Here is a 22,396-nt window from a genome sequence, read left to right on the forward strand (position 1 = left end):
ACGGCAAGCAAGGACCCGCGCGACGTGAATCAAAACTGGCATGGCACTCTGATTCGTCATTTGTTGCTTCTGGTCACCGGCTGCCTGGTGGTCGGGCTGCTCAGTGGCTATTACGGCTGGAGCCTGGCCATTGGTCTGGCGTTTTATCTGGGCTGGACCCTCAAGCAGTTGCTGCGCCTGCACCAATGGCTGCGCCAGCATAAGCCCGACGAAGCGCCCCCCGATGGCTACGGCCTGTGGGGCGAAGTGTTTGACAGTATCTACCACCTGCAACGCCGCGATCAGCGGGTCCGTGGCCGCCTGCAAGCGGTGATCGATCGGGTCCAGGAGTCTACGGCTGCCCTCAAGGACGCCGTGGTGATGCTCGACAGCGACGGCAACCTGGAATGGTGGAACCGCGCCGCCGAAACGTTGCTGGGGCTCAAGACACCTCAGGACAGCGGCCAGCCCGTCAGCAACCTGGTACGCCACCCGCGCTTCAAAGAATATTTCGAGCAAGGCAGCTACGCCGAGCCGCTGGATATCCCTTCACCGGTCAACGACCACCTGCACATCCAGCTCTACATCACTCGCTACGGCAACAACGAACACCTGATGCTGGTGCGCGACGTCACCCGGATTCATCAGCTGGAGCAGATGCGCAAAGACTTTATCGCCAACGTGTCCCATGAGCTGCGCACACCGTTGACGGTGATCTGCGGTTATCTGGAAACCCTGCTCGATAACGTCGACGACGTGAACCCGCGTTGGAAACGCCCTCTGTCGCAAATGCAGCAACAGGGCGAGCGCATGCAAACCTTGCTCAACGACTTGCTGCTGCTGGCCAAGCTTGAAGCCACGGACTACCCCTCGGACAACCAGCCGGTGGACATCGACGCGTTGCTGCGCTCGATCAAAAGCGACGGCCAGGCGTTGTCCGGGCAGCGTAACCAGACGATCACACTGGAGGTCGAGCCGCAGGTCTCGCTCAAAGGCAGTGAGGCCGAACTGCGCAGCGCGTTTTCCAATCTGGTGTTTAACGCGGTCAAGTACACCCCGGATGGCGGCAAGGTCCACATCCGCTGGTGGGCGGACAAGGCGGGCGCGCACCTGAGCGTCCAGGACTCGGGCGTGGGTATCGACAACAAGCACCTGTCGCGCCTGACGGAGCGTTTCTACAGGGTGGACTCCAGCCGCAACGCCAACACGGGCGGCACCGGGCTGGGGCTGGCCATCGTCAAGCATGTATTGTTGCGTCATCGTGCGCGTCTGGAGATCAGCAGCGTGCTGGGCCACGGCAGCACGTTTACCTGCCATTTTGCGCCCGCTCAGGTGACAAAATCGCAGCCCAGGACGCTGGTCGACTAGGCCCTGCGGCCTTTTCCCACTAGGCAAGGGCCACGTCAGCCGCTACATTGCTTGACCCTTTCCCCCTATTTGAAACGACGGAACCCTTAAAACTCCATCATGGACCCTTCCCCAGGCTTTACCCTCGCCACACTCTTCGCCGACTTCGGCATGATTCTTTTTGCTCTGATCCTGGTTTTGCTCAACGGCTTCTTCGTTGCGGCCGAATTTGCCATGGTCAAACTGCGTTCGACCCGGGTCGAAGCGATTGCCGAGGACAACGGCTGGCGCGGACAGATCCTGCGCACCGTTCACAACCAGCTCGACGCTTACCTGTCGGCGTGCCAGTTGGGTATCACCCTGGCCTCGCTGGGCCTGGGCTGGGTCGGTGAGCCGGCCTTCGCGCACATCCTTGAGCCGCTGCTGGGTGCGATCGGTGTCGAGTCGCCTGAAGTGATCAAGGGTGTATCGTTCTTTACGGCCTTCTTCATCATTTCGTACCTGCACATCGTGGTCGGCGAGCTGGCCCCGAAATCGTGGGCCATTCGCAAGCCAGAGACTCTGTCGCTGTGGACCGCCGTGCCGCTGTACCTCTTTTACTGGGCCATGTACCCGGCCATTTACCTGCTCAACGCCAGCGCTAACGCCATCTTGCGTATTGCTGGTCAAGGTGAGCCCGGCGCGCATCACGATCACGCCTATAGCCGCGAAGAACTCAAACTGATCCTGCACTCAAGCCGTGGTCAGGACCCGAGTGACCAGGGCATGCGTGTGCTGGCTTCGGCCGTCGAAATGGGCGAGCTGGAAGTGGTCGACTGGGCCAACTCCCGCGAAGACCTGGTGACCCTGGATTCCAAGGCCCCGCTCAAGGAAATCCTGGCACTGTTCCGTCGCCACAAATTCAGCCGCTATCCGGTCTACGACGCAGACACCAACACCTTCGTCGGCTTGCTGCACATCAAGGACCTGCTGCTCGAACTGGCCGACCTTGATCACTTGCCCGAGACCTTCAACCTTGAAGAGCTGACCCGGCCACTGGAGCGCGTTTCGCGCCACATGCCGCTGTCGCAATTGCTTGAGCAGTTCCGCAAGGGCGGTGCCCACTTTGCCCTGGTCGAAGAGGCTGACGGCAAGGTCGTTGGCTACCTGACCATGGAAGACGTGCTGGAAGTGCTGGTGGGCGACATTCAGGACGAACACCGCAAGGCCGAGCGCGGCATCCTGTCTTATCAGCCCGGCAAACTGCTGGTACGCGGTGATACGCCGCTGTTCAAGATCGAGCGCCTGCTGGGTGTGGACCTGGACCACATCGAAGCTGAAACCGTCGCAGGCCTGATCTACGACACCCTCAAGCGGGTACCTGCCGAAGAAGAACAGCTGGAAGTCGAAGGCCTGCGCATCATCATCAAAAAGATGAAGGGCCCGAAAATCGTGTTGGCCAAAGTGCTTAAGCTGGATTAAAGCCCGTACAGAGAAGGCGATTCAAACCGTGGGAGCGAGCCTGCTCGCTCCCACAGGGCCGCCTTGACCCGCAACAGAGTTTCACTCCCTTCAGTAAGATTTTTTACCGGCGAAAGCTGGCTGAAAGTATTCCCCTCTAGCATCCCGTCATCTCCGGCAATAGACCGGCCGGCCTGAACAGCACCCCCCACATGCTGTCAGCGCCAACCAAACAACAATAACAACGGTGACTTTTATGCTGACCTTCCTTGGCTTCGCCATGGTCATTACCTTCATGTACCTGATCATGACCAAGCGCCTGTCCGCGCTGATCGCTCTGATCCTGGTGCCCATCCTGTTTGCGGTGTTCGGTGGTTTTGCGCCGAAGATCGGCCCGATGATGCTTGAAGGCATCACCAAGCTGGCCCCGACCGGGGTGATGCTGATGTTCGCCATCCTCTACTTCGCCCTGATGATCGACTCCGGCCTGTTCGACCCGGCGGTGCGCAAGATCCTCAAACTGGTCAAGGGCGACCCGCTCAAGATCTCGGTAGGCACCGCGGTGCTGGCGCTGGTGGTATCCCTGGATGGCGACGGCGCGACCACTTACATGATTTGCGTAGCCGCCATGTTGCCGCTCTACAGCCGCATCGGCATGAGCCCGCGGATCATGGCCGGGCTGATCATTCTGGCCGGTGGCGTGATGAACATGACGCCCTGGGGTGGCCCGACCGCACGTGCTGCCAGTGCGCTGCATGTCGACCCTTCGGACATCTTTGTACCGATGATCCCGGCCATGCTTGCAGGCTGCGTCGCCATCCTGGCCATCGCCTGGTTCTATGGCAAACGTGAGCGTGCGCGTCTGGGCGAGTTGCACCTGCTGGGTGATGAAATCGATCACAGCGAAATCAGCGTCTCGCAGTACCCTGATGCCCGCCGGCCGAAACTGATCTGGTTCAACGGCGCGCTGACGCTGGTGCTGATGATCGCGTTGATTGCCGGGCTACTGCCTTTGCCCGTGCTGTTCATGGTCGCGTTCAGCATTGCGATGATCGTTAACTACCCGTGCCTGCAACAGCAAAAAGACCGCGTCGCCGCCCATGCCGGCAGCGTATTGGCAGTGGTCGGACTGATTTTTGCCGCGGGTATTTTTACCGGCATCCTGTCGGGCACCGGCATGGTCGACGCCATGTCAAAAAGCCTGCTGGCTGTGATTCCACCTGCGCTCGGGCCTTATCTGGCCGTGATAACCGCGCTGGTGAGCATGCCGTTTACCTTCTTTATGTCCAACGATGCGTTCTACTACGGCGTATTGCCGGTACTGGCCGAAGCGGCCAGCCACTACGGCATCACGGCCGCCGAAATGGCCCGCGCCTCGATTGTTGGCCAGCCAGTGCATTTGCTGAGCCCGTTGGTGCCATCGACTTACTTGCTGGTGGCTCTGGCCGGTATCGAGTTTGGCGATCACCAGCGTTTCACCCTCAAGTGGGCCATTCTGGTGTGCCTGGTCATCATGGTTGCGGCGCTGCTTCTGGGGACATTCCCGCTGTTCAGCACGCTTTAACACTGCAATCCCGTAGCAGCTGCCAAGGAACGAAGGCTGCTACGGGGGTGTCGTGTTTACAAATGTTTCAACCTTCCCCCCGCTATGCGATGCTGGCGCTCTGCTCAATTCCCGACTACATCTTAAGAAACATCTGTAGGAACGGCTCGTAGCTATCTGATCCTTAGAAACATCCATCACAGGGAGCCAGCATGCTGACCCTGCTCAATTTGCTTTCTGCTGTGGCCTTGCTGATCTGGGGCACACACATCGTCCGAACCGGCATTCTGCGGGTCTACGGCACAAACCTGCGCCATGTCATCGGGCAAAACGTATCCAGACGCATGTTTGCCTTTGTCGCCGGGATCGTGGTCACCGCCATGGTGCAAAGCAGCAACGCCACAGCCATGCTGGTGACTTCCTTTGTCGGTCAGGGGCTGATGGCGCTGACCCCCGCGCTGGCGACCATGCTCGGCGCCGATGTCGGTACGGCCTTGATGGCCCGGGTACTGACGTTCGACCTCTCGTGGCTGTCGCCGCTGCTGATTTTTCTGGGTGTGATTTTCTTTCTGACCCGCAAGCAAACCCGCGCCGGGCAACTGGGCCGGGTCGGGATTGGTCTGGGCCTGATTATTCTGGCGCTGCAACTGATCGTCGAAGCCGCGGCACCCATCACCCATGCCCAGGGCGTGAAGGTGATCTTCGCCTCGTTGACCGGCGACATCCTGCTGGATGCCCTGGTCGGCGCCCTGTTCGCAATGATCTCCTACTCAAGCCTGGCCGCCGTGCTGCTGACCGCAACATTGGCCGGCGCGGGCGTGATCAGCCTGCACGTGGCAATCGGTCTGGTGATTGGCGCCAATATTGGCAGCGGCGTGCTGGCGTTCCTGAGTACCAATATGCAAAACGCCGCCGGGCGTCAGGTGGCACTGGGTAGCCTGCTGTACAAGCTGATTGGTCTGTTGCTGATCATGCCCGTGCTCAATCCGCTGGTGGCCTGGATGGACAGCCTGAGCTACAGCGCCCAGGAGTTGGTGATCGGTTTTCACCTGCTCTACAACACGGTTCGCTGCTTCCTGATGTTGCCGACGGTAGGCGTGATGGCCCGCATTTGCGCCTGGTTGCTGCCCGAACGCGAGCAGGCCAACGGCGTGGTGAAGCCGCGCCATCTGGACCCGACCGCACTGGACACGCCCAGCCTGGCACTGACCAATGCGGTACGTGAAACCCTGCGCATTGGCGACCTGATCGACACCATGTTGGTCAATATGCTCGACGTACTGCGCGGCAAGCAAACGGCCGTGACCCAGGAAATGCGCACCCTGAGCGATGAAGTCGAGGTGTTGTACAGCGCGGTCAAACTCTACCTGGCACAGATGCCACGGGAGGATTTGAGCGAGCAGGACAGCCGGCGCTGGGCAGAAATCATCGAGCTGGCGATCAACCTCAAACTCGCCAGTGACGTGATCGAACGCATGCTGCGCAAAGTGCAACAACAGAAAACCTCGCAGCGCCGATCGTTCTCAGAGACAGGGCTGGAAGAACTGGTGGGTCTGCATACTCACTTGATCGACAACCTGCGGCTTGGGCTCACCGTCTTCCTGAATTCAGACCCGCAAAGTGCACGCCAACTGCTGCGCGAGAAGCGCCGCTTCCGCGCCCAGGAGCGACGTTTGGCCCACGCTCATGTAAGTCGTCTGCAGCGTAAAATCACGCAAAGTATCGAGACCAGTTCCATGCACCTGGAGCTGATTGCTGATATGAGGCGCTTGAACTCGCTGTTTTGCGGCAGTGCTTACGTGGTGCTGGAAACCTCTGAAATCGGTGCGCTGGAGGTGGATGCCGCCGCGGATACCCAGCATTTTCCTTGAACGTTGCCCTCGGGCCTGTTGTCAGTCGTAAAGCAGCGGCTAAGCTGCACCACTGCTTCAACACGGACTCAAATATTCAGGGATGGTTTATGCGTTGCCTGCTGCTCATCTGTTTGCTGCTTGGTGCAGGTCAGGGTTTTGCCCTTGATCGTTACAGCGTCGAGGGCTACCAACTGCCCAATGGTCTGCAACTGATCCTCAAACCCGGCAATGATCGCGGGCACGTGGCCATTCGCCTCGTGGTCGGCGTGGGGCTGGACGACTTCACGTGTGCCGATCAGCAATTGCCGCACCTGCTGGAACACTTGCTGTTCAGTGGCACTGACGATACCGGCGAAGGTGGCCTGGAGGAGCGCATGCAAGCCCTGGGTGGCGAGTGGAACGCCTTTACCAGCAGCGCCGACACCACCTTTGTGATCGAAGCCCCGGCCAAAAACCAGCGCAAGATCCTCGACTTGCTCCTGGGGCTGATCACCCATACGCAACTCACCGAGCAACGTATCAGCGACGCCAAGCAAGTGGTTGAGCGCGAAGACGGCGGCCACTATTCGCATTTGCAGCGGTGGCTGGACCGTCAGGATCTGGGTCACAGTGCCAGCAATCAGCTGGCGGTTGAGCTGGGTCTCAAATGCGCCGAGCGGGCCGAGGTGCATGACCTCACGCGTCAGCAGTTAGAGACCGTGCGCCAGAACTGGTACGCGCCCAACAACATGACGCTGATTATCGTCGGCGACCTTGACCGGCTGCTGCCGGCCTACCTGGAGCGCACCTACGGTGCTCTCGAGCCGGTCGAGCCCAGCGAACACCGGCCCTTGGCCGAAATCGATGCCAAGGCCGACGCCGAGCGCGAACTGGTGCGCGGCGTCGTCGGTGATAGCGCGACCCTGCACTGGCTGTTGCCGGAGCCGGTGATTGAGGGTCAGTCCGATGAAACCTGGAACCTGCTTCGCGATTATCTGGAGTGGGCGCTGTACAGCGAGCTGCGGCTCAAGCACGGCTTGTCTTACGGGCCATGGGCTGAGCGCGAGGTGTTCGGCGGCGTGAGCTTTTTAAGCCTCAATGCGGACCTTGAGCGCGATCAGTTGCCTCAGGCCCGGCAGGTTGTTGAACAACTCAAGGCCCGATTGCTCAAGGACGGGCTGGACCCCCAAATGTTTGCCCGGCTCAAGAACACTGCCATTGCCCGCAAGGCGTGGACAGTGCAAGGCAACAGCGCCCTGGCCGATTACTACTGGGCCTCGCTGGGTGACTATGACGAGGGCCACTTCACCGATCCCGCGAGGCAGCTCCAGGCCATCAGCCTTGAGCAGGCCAACATGGCGATGCGCGAGTTGTTTGCCGAGCCCGGGTATGTGCGCATCGAGAAGCCACTGTTCAGTTACCACGGCTTGAGCATGGCCATCCTGGGCGGGCTGGCGTTGCTGATCATCACCGCTGTGGGCTGGCGCATCTGGCGTCGACGTTAAGCGCTCATTGCTCCACTCAGAAACTCTTTGATACCGTAAAATCATTGCCAATTCGCGGCTGGTTAAACCAGCCGCCAGCGTGCGGAGTATTCATCGTGAGTGATCGTTCCAATCCTTGGCAATTGCAGGCCATCGTCTGCCAACTGCGCACGGCGCGAAACCAGTGGCGCACGCAAAACGGGCGTGTCAGTGGTGAGCAGGGGGGCCGCGAGCTGCCGTCGCGTGCCGCGATGGCCGATATTCTTGAAGCCCTCTGCGGTGCATTGTTTCCAATGCGCCTGGGCCCGGTGGATTTGCGTGAAGAGAGTGAAGACTTTTACGTCGGCCACACCCTCGACGTAGCGCTTAATGCCTTGTTGGCCCAGGCCAAGCTGGAGTTGCGCTATGCGGCGCGCCAGAGCGGCCAGCCTGATGATGGCGTCAGCGACACGGCCACCTTGCTGATTCAGGATTTCGCCCTGGCGTTGCCGGGCCTGCGCACTGTCCTGGACACCGACGTACTGGCCGCCTACCACGGCGACCCGGCGGCGCGCAGTGTGGATGAAGTGCTGTTGTGCTATCCGGGGATTCTGGCGGTGATTCACCACCGTCTGGCGCATCACCTGTACCGCGCCGGGTTGCCGTTGCTGGCGCGGATCAGTTCAGAGATTGCGCACTCGGCCACCGGCATTGATATTCACCCGGGCGCGCAGATTGGCCGCAGCTTCTTTATCGACCACGGGACGGGTGTTGTGATCGGAGAAACCGCGATCATCGGCGAACGTGTGAGGATCTATCAGGCAGTGACCCTGGGGGCCAAGCGCTTCCCGGCGGACGAGTCGGGCCAGCTGCAAAAAGGTCATCCGCGCCATCCGATTGTTGAGGATGACGTGGTGATCTATGCCGGGGCTACGATTCTGGGCCGTATTACCATTGGTCAGGGCTCGACCATTGGCGGCAACGTGTGGCTGACCCGCAGTGTGCCGGCGGGCTGCAACCTGACCCAGGCCAACTTGCTGCACGATGACGGTACGCAGAAGTAAGACGGTATAGGCCTTTTGCCCTCACCCCAGCCCTCTCCCAAAGGGAGAGGGAGCCGATTTGTGGTGTGACGCAGATGGATGGCATCCCCCAATCAGTCCCCCTCTCTTTGGGAGAGGGTTAGGGTGAGGGCGCTCTTGACCTAGCGAGCGTTGCGCACGCCTTCTGCCAGTGCAGCGCACAAGCTCAGCACGCCATCCACCGCCTGTTCAGGGGTCGCGGCATTTTCGATCTTGTCGATCAGTGCCGAACCGACCACCACGCCATCCGCCAAACGGGCAATCGCGGCCGCCTGCTCAGGGGTGCGAATGCCGAAGCCCACGCTGATCGGCAAGTCGGTATGGCGACGCAGGCGCTCAATGGCCGCGCTCACTTGCTCGGTGGTCGCGGAACCTGCGCCGGTCACGCCTGCCACCGACACGTAGTACACAAATCCCGAGCTGCCCGCCAATACGGTCGGCAAGCGCACATCGTCCGTGGTCGGCGTGGTCAGGCGGATAAAGTCCAGGCCGGCGGCCTGTGCCGGGTCACACAGCTCGCTGTTGTGCTCAGGTGGCATGTCGACCACGATCAGGCCGTCTACGCCGGCCGCTTTGGCCTCGGCCACAAACGCGGGCACACCGTAGTGGTGGATCGGGTTGAAGTAGCCCATCAGCACCAGCGGCGTATCGCTGTTGCCTTCACGGAACTCGCGAACCATTTGCAGGGTTTTCGCCAGGTTCTGCTTGGCCGCCAGCGCACGGATGTTGGCCAGCTGAATCGCCGGGCCGTCGGCCATTGGGTCGGTGAAGGGCATGCCCAGCTCGATCACGTCGGCACCCGCTGCAGGCAAACCCTTGAGGATCGCCAGCGAGGTGGCGTAATCCGGGTCACCGGCGGTGACGAAGGTCACCAGCGCTGCGCGGTTTTGTTCCTTGAGTTCGTTAAAACGCGTTTGCAGGCGGCTCATCAGTGTTTCTCCTGCTGGGAGTTTTCCATGTGGTGCATCACGGTTTGCATGTCTTTGTCGCCTCGCCCGGACAGGTTGACCACCATCAGGTGATCGGCCGGCAGGGTAGGTGCGCGCTTGAAAACTTCGGCCAGCGCGTGGGCGGTTTCAAGGGCCGGGATAATGCCTTCAAGGCGGCAGCATTTATGGAATGCCTCCAGGGCTTCGTTGTCGGTCACCGAGGTGTATTCGACGCGGCCGATGTCGTGCAACCACGCGTGCTCAGGGCCGATGCCGGGGTAATCAAGACCGGCAGAAATCGAGTGGGCGTCGATGATCTGGCCATCGTCGTCCTGCAGCAGGAAGGTGCGGTTGCCGTGCAGCACGCCCGGCTCGCCGCCATTGAGGCTTGCCGCATGCTTGCCGGTTTCGATGCCGTAGCCCGCGGCTTCCACGCCGATGATTTCGACGCTGGTGTCATCCAGAAACGGGTGGAACAGGCCCATCGCGTTGGAGCCCCCGCCGATGCACGCCACCAGGCTGTCCGGCAGGCGGCCTTCCTGGGCTTGCATCTGGTCGCGGGTTTCCTTGCCGATCACGGCCTGGAAGTCGCGCACCATCGCCGGGTACGGGTGTGGGCCAGCCACGGTACCGATCAGGTAGAAGGTGTCGTCGACGTTGGTCACCCAGTCGCGCAGGGCTTCGTTCATCGCGTCCTTCAGGGTGCCGGTGCCCGCAACGACCGGGATCACTTCAGCGCCCAGCAGCTTCATGCGGAACACGTTGGCCTGCTGGCGCTCGATGTCGGTGGTGCCCATGTAGATCACGCACTGCAGACCAAAGCGGGCCGCCACGGTGGCGGTGGCCACGCCGTGCATGCCGGCGCCGGTCTCGGCGATGATGCGTTTTTTGCCCATGCGCCGTGCCAGCAGGATCTGGCCGATGCAGTTGTTGATCTTGTGCGCGCCGGTGTGGTTCAGCTCTTCGCGCTTGAGGTAGATCTTGGCGCCGCCACAGAACTCGGTGAGCCGCTCGGCGAAGTACAGCGGGCTCGGGCGGCCCACGTAATCGCGCTGGAAGTAGGCCAGTTCCTTGATGAACTCAGGGTCTTTTTTAGCCCGCTCGTACTCGCGATCCAGGTCGAGGATCAGCGGCATCAGGGTTTCAGCCACGTAACGGCCGCCGAATGAGCCAAACAGGCCATTGGCATCAGGGCCGGTACGCAAAGTGGATTGAGTCATGTGACGCTCCAGATAAAAAGTTACGAAGGTCGATGGCCTGACTTTACCCGCGACAGCCCAGGATGAAAACCGATAAGATCGCCGTAACCTGTCAGGAAAACTCACATATATCATGAGCCGCGACCTCCCGCCCCTTAATGCCTTGCGCGCATTTGAAGCCACCGCCCGCCTGGGCAGCGTCAGCCAGGCTGCCGAGCAGTTGAACGTCACCCACGGCGCGGTCAGTCGTCAGCTAAAAGTGCTTGAAGAGCACCTGGGCGTGAGTCTGTTCGTCAAGGAAGGGCGCGGTCTGAAGCTCACGGACGCCGGTATCCGTCTGCGTGACACCAGTAGCGAAGCCTTTGATCGGCTGCGAAATCTATGCGCAGAACTCACTAAAGGCCAGGTCGATGCCCCTTTTGTGCTCGGCTGTTCGGGCAGTTTGCTGGCGCGCTGGTTTATCCCGCGTTTGGGGCGACTGAATGCTGATTTGCCGGACCTGCGCTTGCACTTGTCCGCCGGTGAAGGCGATCTTGACCCGCGTCGCCCCGGACTAGACGCCTTGCTGGTATTTGCCGAGCCGCCGTGGCCCGCCGATATGCAGGTGTACGAGTTGGCCAGCGAGCGCATTGGTCCGGTGGTCAGCCCGCGCTATGCCCGTTATGAGCAACTGCGTCATGCCCCTGCCAACGCACTGGCGGGTGAACCGTTGCTGCATACCACCTCACGGCCCCAGGCATGGCCAAGCTGGGCGCAGCAGAACGCAATCGAGCCAAAGGAATTGAAATACGGGCAGGGGTTTGAGCATTTGTACTACATGCTTGAAGCCGCCGTCGCGGGGCTGGGTGTGGCGATTGCGCCTGAACCTTTGGTGGCACAGGACCTGAAGGCGGGACGCCTGGTTGCGCCATGGGGTTTCAAGCAAACCCCGGCACAACTGGCGTTATGGTTGCCCAAACGCGCCGCAGACGGGCGCGCCAGGCAACTGGCGCAATGGCTCAAGGCTGAGCTTGCGCGCGATTAGTTACCGCGTTTGCACAACAAAAATGCGGCCAGCAGGCCCAGTGCGCCGATGGCAACGCCAGCGGTGGCGTACGGGTGCTCTTGCGCGTATTCGCGGGTGGCGATAGCGGTTTCGCGAGTCTTGTCCTTCACTTCTTCATAGGCGTCGCTGAGCAGATGGCGCGAGTGTTTGAGCGCGTTCTCGGCATTGTTCTTGAGGACACCCAGGGTCTTTTTGGATTCGTCGGAAGCGTCGTGCTTGAGGCTTTCCAGAGACTTGAGCAGGCTCTCGATCTCTGCTTCCATGCTTTGCAATGAGGCTTTACGTAGGGAATTGCTAGCCATTAGGGCTCTCCTGCATTGATGAGTGAGGTGCTTGTTAAGTCGGACTACAGGGATTTCAGAAAGTGCAGTTGGCCTGAACTTTCCCGTTCAAATTGCCTACAAAGTATTTAGCACAATCGCTGCTAGGCTTTGATTTACGACAAAGGAGAACGTTATGTCTGACCATCACACCTACAAGAAAGTCGAATTGGTAGGCTCGTCCCCGAGCAGCATAGAAGACGCCATCAGTAATGCACTGGCTGAGGCCAATAAAAGCATCAAACATATGGAGTGGTTCGAGGTGATCGACACGCGTGGGCATATCAAGGACGGCAAGGTGGCCCACTATCAGGTAACGCTCAAGATTGGCTTTCGGATTGCCAGCAGTTGATCTGACTCAAGCTTTTGACCCGCGGACTGGCCGTTTGCCATAAAGTCCGCTACACCGTCTGGGTGCAATGCGGCACATGCGCATTGCACCCTTTTTGTTTTGACCGGGGAATGTATCCGATGAAAAAGATTTTATTGGCTGTAGGTTTGCTGAGTCTGGCAGGAACGGCGTTTGCCGCGGGCAAGCCTTGCGAAGAGCTAAAGGGTGAAATTGCCGCGAAGATTGAGGCCAATGGCGCCAAGCATTATTCGCTGACAGCCGTGGAAAAAGGCTCTTCGGCTGACGGTAAAGTAGTGGGTACCTGCGAAGGCGGTACCAAGGAAATCATCTACAAACGCGGCTAAGTCTTGCGCGTAGCAAAAACGGTGGGAGCGAGCCTGCTCGCGATGCCAGACGGCGCGGTGTTTCAATTGAACCGCGTCGATGCCATCGCGATCAGGCCCGCTCCCACATTTGTTTTTGCGTTAGGCCTCTTTCATTACCTGTGACAGCAACTCATACGAGCGAATGCGGTCAGCGTGCTCATACAAATCACAGGTAAAGATCAGTTCATCGGCCTGGGTCTGCTCGACCAGCACATCCAGCTGAGCCTTGATTTTCTGCGGGCTGCCAACCATCGCCAGGCCCAGGAAACTCATCACCGCCTCTTTTTCGTGGGGCAGCCACAGGCCGTTCATCGAATCGACCGGTGGGCGCTGCACCAGGCTTTGCCCGCGCATCAACGCCAGAATCCGTTGCTGAACCGAGGTGGCCAGATACTCGGCCTGCTCATCGGTATCCGCTGCTACCAGCGGAATGCCGAGCATCACGTAGGGTTTGTCGAGAGTTGCCGACGGTTTGAAGTGATTGCGGTACACGCGAATCGCTTCGTGCATAAGGCGGGGTGCGAAATGCGAGGCAAAGGCGTAAGGCAAACCAAGCTCCCCCGCCAGTTGTGCGCTGAACAGGCTGGAGCCCAGCAACCACACCGGTACGTTGGTCCCGGTACCCGGCATGGCGATAATCCGTTGATCCGGGGTACGTGGCCCCAGGTAACGCATCAACTCGGCCACGTCCTCAGGGAACTCATCCGCACTGCCCGAACGTTCGCGGCGCAGGGCACGGGCGGTCATTTGGTCGGAACCCGGCGCACGGCCAAGGCCCAGATCGATACGCCCCGGGTACAGGCTTTCGAGGGTGCCGAACTGCTCGGCGATCACCAGCGGCGCATGGTTGGGCAGCATTACACCGCCCGAACCCACACGAATGGTCGAGGTGCCACCGGCCAGATAACCGATCAATACCGAGGTCGCCGAGCTGGCGATGCCGTCCATGTTGTGGTGCTCAGCAACCCAGAAACGGTTGTAGCCGAACTTTTCTACGTGCTGTGCCAAGTCCAGCGAATTGCGCAACGACTGGGCAGCGCTGCCATTTTCACGCACAGGTACCAGGTCGAGGGTCGAGAATTTGATGTCAGACAGTCGTTTCATCAGCCGGCTACTCCAAGTGGGGTGCAGGCTCAAGCGCTCGCTTGGCCCGCCAGTGATTACAGCAATATGGGCATATACCCGAGTTTCAATGGCAGGCGGGGAATTGAGCTACTAAAAAAGACGACTGGTCTGACAATGTGAACTTTGTGAAGCCGACTACCCTCACAACCTTAGTCATGGCGTGAAACCTTCGCGCCGTTCTTCAGGAGGCACGCATGAGTATTAAAAAGAAAGCATCGGCTCATTGGGCAGGCGACCTTAAAACCGGCATCGGCTCCATTTCCACGGAAACCGGGGTACTGCGCGAAGCGCCGTATGGTTTCAAGGCGCGATTTGAAGGCGGCAAGGGCACCAACCCCGAAGAACTGATTGGCGCAGCCCATGCAGGCTGCTTTTCGATGGCGCTGTCGATGATCCTCGGCGATGCCGGGCTCAAGGCTGACAGCATCGATACCAGCGCTGAAGTGACGCTGGACCAGGTGGACGGCGGCTTTGCGATTACCGCCGTGCACCTGGTGCTTAAAGCCAAGGTGCCCGGAGCAACCCAGGCGCAATTCGACGAACTGACCACCAAGGCCAAAGAAGGCTGTCCGGTGTCCAAGGTGCTGAACGCCAAAATCACCCTCGATGCCACGTTGGTGAGCTGACCCTGTACGCCGCCCCGCTTGTCGCAAGCGAGGCGGCGTTGGCCCGAACAGTTTGACCCTGGCTGCGACAGATCAGTCTTGTGCTGTGGCAAATGTGATCGAATGCACGCCACTGGCGTCAGATCATGACTTTGCGTACTGCCTCAAGGGAGTCTCACCATGAAACGTTTTGCTCTAGCGGTTATCTGTTGCGCCATGGCCACCTCGGCGCTGGCAGCCCCCAAGCCGTGTGAAGAACTGAAGGATGAAATCGAGGCCAAGATCCAGGCCAACAATGTGTCGTCCTACACGATTGAAATCGTGACCAATGAAGAAGTCCATGACGAGAACATGGTGGTCGGGTCGTGCGAATACGGCAGCAAAAAAATCATCTATCAGAACAACGATCGCCAGGCGTCACGGTAAGCAATTGACCTGCCGCTCCTCGGCCACCACCTTGCCCGCTGCGTTGTACAGTCGGGCGTAGGCGTTGAAGCCCAGCGAGCGCGCCTGGAGCCTGTAACGCTGGCCGGGCTGGAAGTCATCGTAATCAAGGGTGACATAGCACAGGCGCTCTTGCGGATCGCTGAACATGCCCATGCCGCCGACAAAGATCTCGAAATCGAAACGCACCATCAACTCATGCCGGCCGGGTGTGACTTGAAAATAGCGGCCGTCAGGCATGCGCTGGTTATCCAGACGCTCGGCCATCACCAGCTTGCCGGTTTGTGTTTCAAGGTCGACCCAGGCCATTTTCGGATCCGGCTCGGGCAAGGGTGTACTGACGCAAGCGCTCAGCAGGCAGGCCGTCAGCAAAAGCATAAACGTGCGCATGGCTAATTCCACAAAGGTTTGAACTACAAGCATAGCTGTATGGCATGCAAACCCCCGTACGGCTAATCTTGCGCCACTCTGCCGCCGGGATCGCTTTATGACGCCGCGTGTTCGCTGCCTGCTTGCCATTGCCCTGATACCGCTGATCAATGGCTGTTCCAGTGCTTCGTATTACGCGCAATTGGCCGACGGCCAACGGCAACTGCTACAAGCCCGCGAACCGGTAGCCAAAGTGATTGCCGACCCGCAGCAACCGTCAGCCTTGCGCGAACACCTGGCCCGGGCCCAGGCCGCCAGAACCTTTGCCAGTGAGCACCTGCACCTGCCGGACAACCGGAGCTACCGCCTGTACGTCGACCTCAAACGGCCTTATGTGGTTTGGAATGTATTTGCCACGCCAGAGTTTTCCCTCAACCCCGTCACTCATTGTTTTCCGATTGCCGGGTGCGTGGCCTACCGCGGCTATTACAGCCAGGGTGCAGCGCGAGGCGAAGCGGCCCTGCAACGTCAGCAAGGCAAAGACGTACTGGTCAGCGGGGTTGAGGCCTACTCGACGCTGGGCTGGTTTGACGACCCGATCCTCAACAGCATGCTCACCTGGGGCGATGAGCGCCTGGCCACGCTGATTTTTCACGAGTTGGCGCATCAGCGTTTTTATGTGAAAGACGACAGCGAATTCAACGAGTCTTTTGCCAGCTTCGTCGAACAGGAAGGCACCCGCCAATGGCGCGCCAGGCAAGGCCTGCCACCGTCCAGCGCCAACAGCCTGCAGCAACGCGATCAATTCACCGCACTGGTGCTCGACACTCGCCAGCGCCTGCAGAAACTCTATGCGCAGCCTTTGCCGGCTCAGGAGATGCGTCAGCGCAAAGCTGCGCAATTCGACCGAATGCGCCGCGATTACCGTCAGCTGCGTGATCAGCAATGGGCAGGGAATAACCGATTTGATGCATGGATCAATGCGCCGATGAATAACGCCAAACTCTTGCCCTTCGGTCTTTACGATCAATGGGTGCCTGCCTTTGCTGCGCTGTTCAAGCACTCGGGCGGTGATTGGCAGGTGTTTTATGGTCAGGTTGAGCAGTTGGGCAAACTGCCAATGGCGCAGCGCAAGGCGGCCTTGCAGCAATGGGCGACACCGCCGCCTGTCTGACGGTGTCAGGTGTGAAAATGCTGCACACACAACTGATCCTGAAATATGACGGTGCGTTCCCCCATGCACCGTGAGGGCGTGTGAATAAGCTTTATTGATGGTCAGTGATTACTGCATCTGCTCTGTCTGATGCCTTATGCGAGCTGTAGGGCTTACCCCGTGGCGGTCGAAATCACCTCGCCTTTAAACGCACATGGCCAGGTGTGTGCGGTACCCCGGTATGACATAGGTCCTCAACCCGACTTTTAGTCTGTGCTCCCGCGTCGTCTGGCGCGATTCGCCACGACGCAACAGACAGGAGGTTTGAACTTGAGCGATCGCAATCCACTTTTACAGTCCCATGATCTCGTGCCGTATGAGGACATCTGGCTTGAGCACCTGCAGCCGGCCATCCTTCAGATAGTCACCGGCAACCGCAAGGCCATGGCGGACATCATTGCCAGCCAGTCTTTGAACCCCACCTGGGACGGGTTAGTGCTGGCGATGGATGAACTGCAGGCTCGGCTGGACGAAGCGGGCGATGTGCTCGAGACCTTGGGTCAATTGCCAAGACCCGCACAATGGCATGCCGCCGTCGGTGCGTGCCGCCTGGAAATCAGCGCGTGGTACTCCGAAGTGAGACAGAGTGTGCCCCTGTTCCAGGCGTATCAGACCCTCGCCAACAGCGAGGCTGCGGGGCAATTCAGTGCGCCCCGGAAAACGTTGCTGGCCAAAAAACTCAATGACTGGCGTATCGCAGGCGTGAACTTGCCTGCCGCTGACATGAAGGCGCTCACCACGCTCAATGACATGATCGGTGGGCTTGAAGGGGTCTTCCTGGACAACGTACAGGCCGCCAACAGTGGCTGGGAAAAGCACATCACCGACGAAAGCCACTTAGCCGGACTGAGTGCCCACCTCAAAAGAAAGCTGGCACTGCGGGCCAAGGCTTCCGGGCGTGATGGCTGGTTGCTGACTCTTGAAGAAGAGGCCGTTTATACCGACGTCATCAGCCAAAGTGAAAATCGGGCATTACGCCAGGAGTTGTTCACCGCTTACAGCACCCGTGCCTCGGATCAGGGACCGAAGGCCCTTGAGTATGACAACGGCCCGGTACTTGAGCAGTTGCTGGAGTTGCGCCAGCAGAGAGCAGCCCTGTTGGGCTACGAAAGTCATGCGCAATACAGCCTGCAAACCAAGATGGCAACGTCGACGGCGCAGGTTTTGAGCTTTATAAAATCGCGTATTGCCAGCGAAAAACCTCTGCTCGACAGTCAGGCCCAGGTACTCCGTGATGCGGCCGCATTACTGGGCTACACCGACCTTGGCGCGTGGGACTACGCCTATTTGGCGCAAATGATGGGTGCCCGTCAGTCTGATATATCCGAGGCTGAATTGAGCGCTTACTTCCCGTTCAATCGCGTGCTGGAAGGCTTGGTTTTGGTGGTGCAACAACTGTTCGGCGTACGCCTGATCAAGCAAAAAAACTTCAGTAGCTGGCATCCCGACGTTCAGTTGTTTGAAGTCCGGGAGGGTGAAAGCCTGCTGGGGCATATCTTTGTCGACCCCTATTGGCGCGCCCCCAAAATGGACGGTTGCTGGACACAGCCCGCCCGCAACCGCCGGGTCGATGCCCAAGGTCGGGTCACGCTGCCGGTGGCGATCTTTCATGGCAACTTTGGCGCTCCCGGCGCCGATGCGCCGTCCATGCTCAGTCATTTGCAACTGAGCATGCTTTTTCATGAATTCGGGCACTGCTTGCAACAAGTCCTCACACGCAGTTCGCTGCGCGAGCTGTCGGGTATCAGGGGCCTGGGGATTGATGCCAGCGAGTTCGCGGGCAAGATGCTGGAAGAATGGTGCTGGTCGAGGGAGAGTCTGCTCTGGATTGCTCGCCACTATAAGACAGACGAAGGGCTGAGCAGCGAGCAGATTGATCAGATTCTGGACGCCAGAAAAGTCGCCTCTGGGCTCAGAACGGCCGATGAGTTGATGCGTTCACTGTTTGATTTTGAGCTGCACCGAACCTATGGCGATGGTCGCAGCGTACAAGAGGTTCTGGTCAGTACGAGGAAGGAGGTACAACCGCTGACCTGGCCAGAGACTGACCGGTTTGCACAGGCGTTCGACTATATGGTGACGGGCTATGACGCCGGGTATTACGCCTACCAATGGTCCCAAAGCCTGGCCCGGCAAGTGTTTGAACGGTTCGAACACGATGGCGTTTTCAACGCAGACACTGGCCAGGCATTTCGTGAGGCGTTTTACACACCGGGCGCAGAGCGCCCGCTGCTGGAGTCCTTCGAGATGTTCATGGGCAAACCGCCCGAAGGTTTCTGACCGCCTCAGGACTTGGCGGGTTTGAACCAGTTCATGACCGCACACGAGGCCAGCGCGCTGGTGCTGCAGGCGCCGCTGCTCAAGGCTGCACGCAACTGCGGGATGTCCGCCTTCATCATGTAGCTCACGCCATCCTTGTGGTGTGAGCTTTCACCAAAGCCGCCTTGGGTCATTTCCTTGAGCGCGTCTTCCTTGCTCCAGTCCTCGATGACCACGCGGTACATCGCCGACATCAAGCCTGTGCGGTCCGAGCCGTGTTTGCAGTGCATCAATACCGGACCCTTGGCCTGAGCCGTCTGGATGGCGCGCAATGCGGCCAGCACATCAGCGTCGTCTACGTGATTGGTGCGGTAAGGCAACTGAACCTGGGTGACGCCGGGCGTCTTCAGCCAGGAACTGTCAGCCTCAGGCAAAAAGTTGATCACGGTGGCGATGTGGAGCTTCTCCAGCAACGGTTGCGCTGCGCTGTCCGGCAACGCGCTGCGGTAGAGGGTCGGTGACATCTGGTACAGGTTGTACTGCGTCGCGACAGGCTGAGCCCACTGCGCGGGGCGAGATGCAGACGCTTCATCCGCCTGGGCCTGTGGCAACGTAAACAGAGCAAGCAACGTCAGGCACAAAGCAGGAAAGATGCGGGATCTCGGCATGTCAGTTCGACCGTATTGAGTTGGGTTGAGGGATAAGTCGCCAGCTTGAGCGAAACCGAATCAAAACTCTGTGAGTCAGTTGTCAAAAATGTGTGATCGCCCAGTACTCGTCGACGGTGCGGCAAAATTACGCATGAAACGATTCACCTGACGGAAAGGCCTGTTAGAATTTGTAACTAATGTTTGCTGCGCGTCCTGTTCCTTTCGGTTCGTTCGACCTGTTCCGCTGCCAAAACGAAAGCTGCCAATGAGCGGCTGTAATCCGTTACTGCCTGATGAGGTGCCCCCCGCATGTCTGAGCAAGACAATCCCCGGCGTGAGTTTTTGCGCAAAACCCTGACCCTGATCCCAGTGGTCACTGTGGCCAGCACCGGCCTCGGTGGTTCTGTGCTGATGGCCACGCCTGCGGCTGCCGCGCCCGAACCTGCCAAGCGCACGCCGACCCCTGCCACAGCGTATGAACCCACTTACTTCACCGCCGAAGAGTGGGCATTCGTGAACGCTGCGGTGGCGCGCCTTATCCCGGCAGACGAGCAAGGCCCCGGCGCCCTGGAAGCAGGCGTCCCGGAATATATCGACCGCCAGATGAACACGCCTTACGCCAGTGGCGCGCTGTGGTTCATGCAAGGTCCGTTCAATGCCGACGCGCCGCCTGAGATGGGCTGGCAGAGCAAACTGGTGCCAAAACAGATCTATCGTCTGGGCATCGCTGCCACGGAGGAGTTCTGCAAAAAAGCCTATAACTCAACGTTTGCTGGGCTAGACAGCGCTACCCGAGACGAAGTGCTGAAAAAACTGGAAGCAGGCACGCCTAAATTCGAGAACGTCCCGGCCAAGATGTTTTTCAGCTTTTTGCTGCAAAACACCAAGGAAGGCTTCTTTTGCGACCCGATTCACGGTGGCAACAAAGGCATGGTCGGCTGGACCATGATCGGCTTCCCTGGCGCGCGCGCAGATTTTATGGACTGGGTTGAACGCAACGAACAGTACCCCTTCCCGGCAGTATCCATCCGCGGCGAGAGGGCTTGAGCATGTCGACCGTTATGAAAAAAGTTGATGCAGTTATCGTCGGTTTCGGCTGGACCGGCGCGATCATGGCCAAAGAACTGACCGAAGCTGGCCTGAATGTTGTGGCCCTAGAACGTGGCCCAATGCAGGACACCTACCCGGACGGTAACTATCCACAGGTGATCGATGAACTGACCTACAGCGTGCGTAAAAAGCTGTTTCAGGACGTCTCCAAAGAAACCGTCACCATCCGTCACAGCATCAATGACGTGGCCCTGCCTAATCGCCAACTGGGTGCATTCCTGCCGGGTAACGGTGTGGGCGGCGCAGGCTTGCACTGGTCGGGCGTGCATTTTCGGGTAGACCCGATGGAACTGCGCATGCGCAGCCATTACGAAGAGCGCTACGGCAAAAACTTTATCCCCAAGGACATGACCATCCAGGACTTCGGCGTCAGCTATGAAGAGCTGGAACCGTTTTTCGACTATGCCGAAAAAGTGTTCGGTACTTCGGGTCAGGCCTGGACAGTCAACGGCCAATTGGTCGGCGAAGGCAAAGGCGGCAACCCTTATGCGCCGGATCGTTCGGATAATTTCCCGCTGGTGTCGCAGAAGAACACTTACTCCGCGCAGCTGTTTCAGAAAGCGGCCAATGACGTGGGCTACAAGCCTTACAACCTTCCGTCAGCGAACACCTCCGGGCCTTACACCAACCCGTATGGCGCGCAAATGGGGCCGTGCAACTTCTGCGGCTTCTGCAGCGGTTATGTCTGCTACATGTATTCCAAGGCATCGCCCAACGTAAACATCCTGCCGGCGCTCAAGCCGCTGCCCAACTTTGAGCTGCGCCCGGATGCGCATGTGATCCGGGTCAACCTGGACAGCACTAAAACCAAGGCCACCGGCGTGACTTACATCGACGCCCTGGGCCGTGAAATCGAGCAACCGGCCGATCTGGTGATTCTGGGCGCGTTCCAGTTCCATAACGTACGCCTGATGCTGTTGTCGGGGATTGGCAAGCCTTACAACCCGATCACCAACGAAGGTGTGGTGGGCCGTAACTTTGCCTACCAGAACATGGGCACCATCAAGGCTTACTTCGACAAAGACGTGCACACCAACAACTTTATCGGTGCGGGGGGCAATGGCGTCGCGATCGATGACTTCAACGCGGACAACTTCGACCACGGGCCTCATGGCTTTGTCGGGGGCTCGCCGATGTGGGTCAACCAGGCCGGCAGCCGACCGATTGCCGGCACGTCCAACCCGCCGGGCACTCCGGCCTGGGGCAGCGCCTGGAAGCGTGCAACCGCCGATTACTACACCCACCAGGTGTCGATGGACTCACACGGTGCGCATCAGTCCTACCGTTGCAACTACCTCGATCTGGACCCGGTGTATCGCGATGCTTACGGTCAACCCCTGCTGCGGATGACCTTCGATTGGCAGGAAAACGACATCAAGATGAACCGTTTCATGATGGAGAAAATGGGCAAAATCGCTGAAGCGATGGACCCCAAAGCCATCGCCCGAATCGGCAAACAGGTCGGCGACCACTTCAACACGGCCTCCTACCAGACCACTCACTTGAACGGTGGCGCGATCATGGGCACAGACCCGAAGACCAGCGCCCTGAATCGCTACTTGCAGAGCTGGGACGTGCACAACGTGTTTGTGCCGGGCGCTTCTGCCTTCCCACAAGGTTTGGGATACAACCCGACAGGTCTGGTTGCCGCGTTGACCTATTGGTCGGCCCGGGCAATCCGTGAGCAGTACCTGAAAAACCCCGGCCCACTGGTTCAGGCATAAG

21 protein-coding genes are annotated in these 22,396 nt (G+C 59.2%); 15 read left to right on the forward strand and 6 right to left on the reverse strand.

The genetic code is table 11. The features are described 5' to 3' along the window. Positions 1 to 24: 24 nt before the first annotated feature. The 6 genes from phoR to epsC all read left to right on the forward strand — a co-directional run bounded on the left by phoR (position 25) and on the right by epsC (position 8,668). Entirely contained in the window at positions 25 to 1,347 is a 1,323-nt protein-coding gene (phoR, locus tag BLW11_RS04315; protein WP_048361460.1) for a phosphate regulon sensor histidine kinase PhoR, read from the forward strand. 99 nt (positions 1,348 to 1,446) lie between these two features. Next, complete coding sequence (locus BLW11_RS04320) at positions 1,447 to 2,787, forward strand: hemolysin family protein (RefSeq protein ID WP_048361459.1); 1,341 nt, start codon at positions 1,447 to 1,449, stop codon at positions 2,785 to 2,787. 235 nt (positions 2,788 to 3,022) lie between these two features. Next, positions 3,023 to 4,330 (forward strand): CitMHS family transporter, encoded by a 1,308-nt coding sequence (locus BLW11_RS04325; protein ID WP_048361458.1) that lies wholly within the window; start codon positions 3,023 to 3,025, stop codon positions 4,328 to 4,330. A gap of 191 nt (positions 4,331 to 4,521) precedes the next feature. After that, a complete protein-coding gene (locus BLW11_RS04330) occupies positions 4,522 to 6,180 on the forward strand; it encodes a Na/Pi cotransporter family protein (RefSeq protein WP_048361457.1) in 1,659 nt (552 codons plus the stop codon). Positions 6,181 to 6,269: 89 nt separating this feature from the next. Then, the gene (locus BLW11_RS04335; protein WP_048361456.1) at positions 6,270 to 7,646 is read left to right on the forward strand and encodes a M16 family metallopeptidase; all 1,377 of its coding nucleotides are present in this window, start codon (positions 6,270 to 6,272) and stop codon (positions 7,644 to 7,646) included. A gap of 95 nt (positions 7,647 to 7,741) precedes the next feature. Further along, positions 7,742 to 8,668 carry a serine O-acetyltransferase EpsC gene (gene epsC, locus BLW11_RS04340; RefSeq protein WP_048361455.1) on the forward strand — a complete coding sequence of 309 codons (927 nt, stop codon included), beginning with the start codon at positions 7,742 to 7,744 and terminating at the stop codon, positions 8,666 to 8,668. Positions 8,669 to 8,808: 140 nt separating this feature from the next. Here the strand turns inward: epsC and trpA are convergent, their stop codons facing one another. Both trpA and trpB read right to left on the reverse strand, forming a co-directional pair. Next, entirely contained in the window at positions 8,809 to 9,615 is an 807-nt protein-coding gene (gene trpA, locus BLW11_RS04345; RefSeq protein WP_048361454.1) for a tryptophan synthase subunit alpha, read from the reverse strand. Next, a complete protein-coding gene (gene trpB, locus BLW11_RS04350; RefSeq protein WP_048361453.1) occupies positions 9,615 to 10,835 on the reverse strand; it encodes a tryptophan synthase subunit beta in 1,221 nt (406 codons plus the stop codon). Before trpB ends, trpA begins: the two co-directional genes overlap by 1 nt. Positions 10,836 to 10,947: 112 nt before the next feature. On the opposite strand from trpB, the gene BLW11_RS04355 reads away from it, so the two are divergent. Beyond that, positions 10,948 to 11,838 (forward strand): LysR family transcriptional regulator, encoded by an 891-nt coding sequence (locus tag BLW11_RS04355; protein WP_048361452.1) that lies wholly within the window; start codon positions 10,948 to 10,950, stop codon positions 11,836 to 11,838. Here the strand turns inward: BLW11_RS04355 and BLW11_RS04360 are convergent. Further along, positions 11,835 to 12,161: an ElaB/YgaM/YqjD family protein gene (locus tag BLW11_RS04360; protein WP_048361451.1), complete on the reverse strand. Its 327-nt coding sequence runs from the start codon at positions 12,159 to 12,161 to the stop codon at positions 11,835 to 11,837. The two genes, BLW11_RS04355 and BLW11_RS04360, sit on opposite strands and share 4 nt — an antisense overlap. 154 nt (positions 12,162 to 12,315) lie before the next feature. Here BLW11_RS04360 and BLW11_RS04365 point away from each other — a divergent pair, with 154 nt between their 5' ends. Both BLW11_RS04365 and BLW11_RS04370 read left to right on the forward strand, forming a co-directional pair. After that, positions 12,316 to 12,531, forward strand: coding sequence for a dodecin (locus BLW11_RS04365; protein ID WP_048361450.1), 216 nt, complete (start codon positions 12,316 to 12,318; stop codon positions 12,529 to 12,531). Positions 12,532 to 12,650: 119 nt separating this feature from the next. Further along, complete coding sequence (locus tag BLW11_RS04370; RefSeq protein WP_048361449.1) at positions 12,651 to 12,875, forward strand: DUF1161 domain-containing protein; 225 nt, start codon at positions 12,651 to 12,653, stop codon at positions 12,873 to 12,875. Positions 12,876 to 12,995: 120 nt separating this feature from the next. Here the strand turns inward: BLW11_RS04370 and BLW11_RS04375 are convergent, their stop codons facing one another. Next, positions 12,996 to 14,000, reverse strand: coding sequence for an LLM class flavin-dependent oxidoreductase (locus BLW11_RS04375; protein ID WP_048361448.1), 1,005 nt, complete (start codon positions 13,998 to 14,000; stop codon positions 12,996 to 12,998). Between the two features lie 215 nt (positions 14,001 to 14,215). Here BLW11_RS04375 and BLW11_RS04380 point away from each other — a divergent pair, with 215 nt between their 5' ends. Beyond that, entirely contained in the window at positions 14,216 to 14,647 is a 432-nt protein-coding gene (locus BLW11_RS04380; protein WP_048361447.1) for an OsmC family protein, read from the forward strand. Between the two features lie 159 nt (positions 14,648 to 14,806). Next, entirely contained in the window at positions 14,807 to 15,052 is a 246-nt protein-coding gene (locus BLW11_RS04385; RefSeq protein WP_048361446.1) for a DUF1161 domain-containing protein, read from the forward strand. Here BLW11_RS04385 and BLW11_RS04390 read toward each other — a convergent pair. Next, entirely contained in the window at positions 15,044 to 15,460 is a 417-nt protein-coding gene (locus BLW11_RS04390; RefSeq protein ID WP_048361445.1) for a PA0061/PA0062 family lipoprotein, read from the reverse strand. The two genes, BLW11_RS04385 and BLW11_RS04390, sit on opposite strands and share 9 nt — an antisense overlap. 97 nt (positions 15,461 to 15,557) lie before the next feature. Between BLW11_RS04390 and BLW11_RS04395 the strand changes: the two genes are divergently transcribed. Together BLW11_RS04395 and BLW11_RS04400 are read left to right on the forward strand one after the other, a co-directional pair. Then, on the forward strand, positions 15,558 to 16,613 hold the full coding sequence (locus BLW11_RS04395; RefSeq protein ID WP_048361444.1) for an aminopeptidase: 1,056 nt from the start codon (positions 15,558 to 15,560) through the stop codon (positions 16,611 to 16,613). Positions 16,614 to 16,922: 309 nt separating this feature from the next. Further along, positions 16,923 to 18,932, forward strand: coding sequence for a M3 family metallopeptidase (locus tag BLW11_RS04400; RefSeq protein ID WP_048361443.1), 2,010 nt, complete (start codon positions 16,923 to 16,925; stop codon positions 18,930 to 18,932). Between the two features lie 5 nt (positions 18,933 to 18,937). Here the strand turns inward: BLW11_RS04400 and BLW11_RS04405 are convergent, their stop codons facing one another. Then, positions 18,938 to 19,579, reverse strand: coding sequence for a dual specificity protein phosphatase family protein (locus BLW11_RS04405; protein ID WP_048361442.1), 642 nt, complete (start codon positions 19,577 to 19,579; stop codon positions 18,938 to 18,940). 291 nt (positions 19,580 to 19,870) lie between these two features. On the opposite strand from BLW11_RS04405, the gene BLW11_RS04410 reads away from it, so the two are divergent. After that, a complete protein-coding gene (locus BLW11_RS04410) occupies positions 19,871 to 20,608 on the forward strand; it encodes a gluconate 2-dehydrogenase subunit 3 family protein (RefSeq protein WP_048361441.1) in 738 nt (245 codons plus the stop codon). Between the two features lie 2 nt (positions 20,609 to 20,610). After that, positions 20,611 to 22,395 carry a GMC family oxidoreductase gene (locus BLW11_RS04415; RefSeq protein WP_048361440.1) on the forward strand — a complete coding sequence of 595 codons (1,785 nt, stop codon included), beginning with the start codon at positions 20,611 to 20,613 and terminating at the stop codon, positions 22,393 to 22,395. The last annotated feature ends 1 nt before the right edge of the window (position 22,396 follow it).

It is taken from the genome of Pseudomonas deceptionensis, assembly GCF_900106095.1.
GTDB classification, from domain to species: Bacteria; Pseudomonadota; Gammaproteobacteria; order Pseudomonadales; family Pseudomonadaceae; genus Aquipseudomonas; species Aquipseudomonas deceptionensis.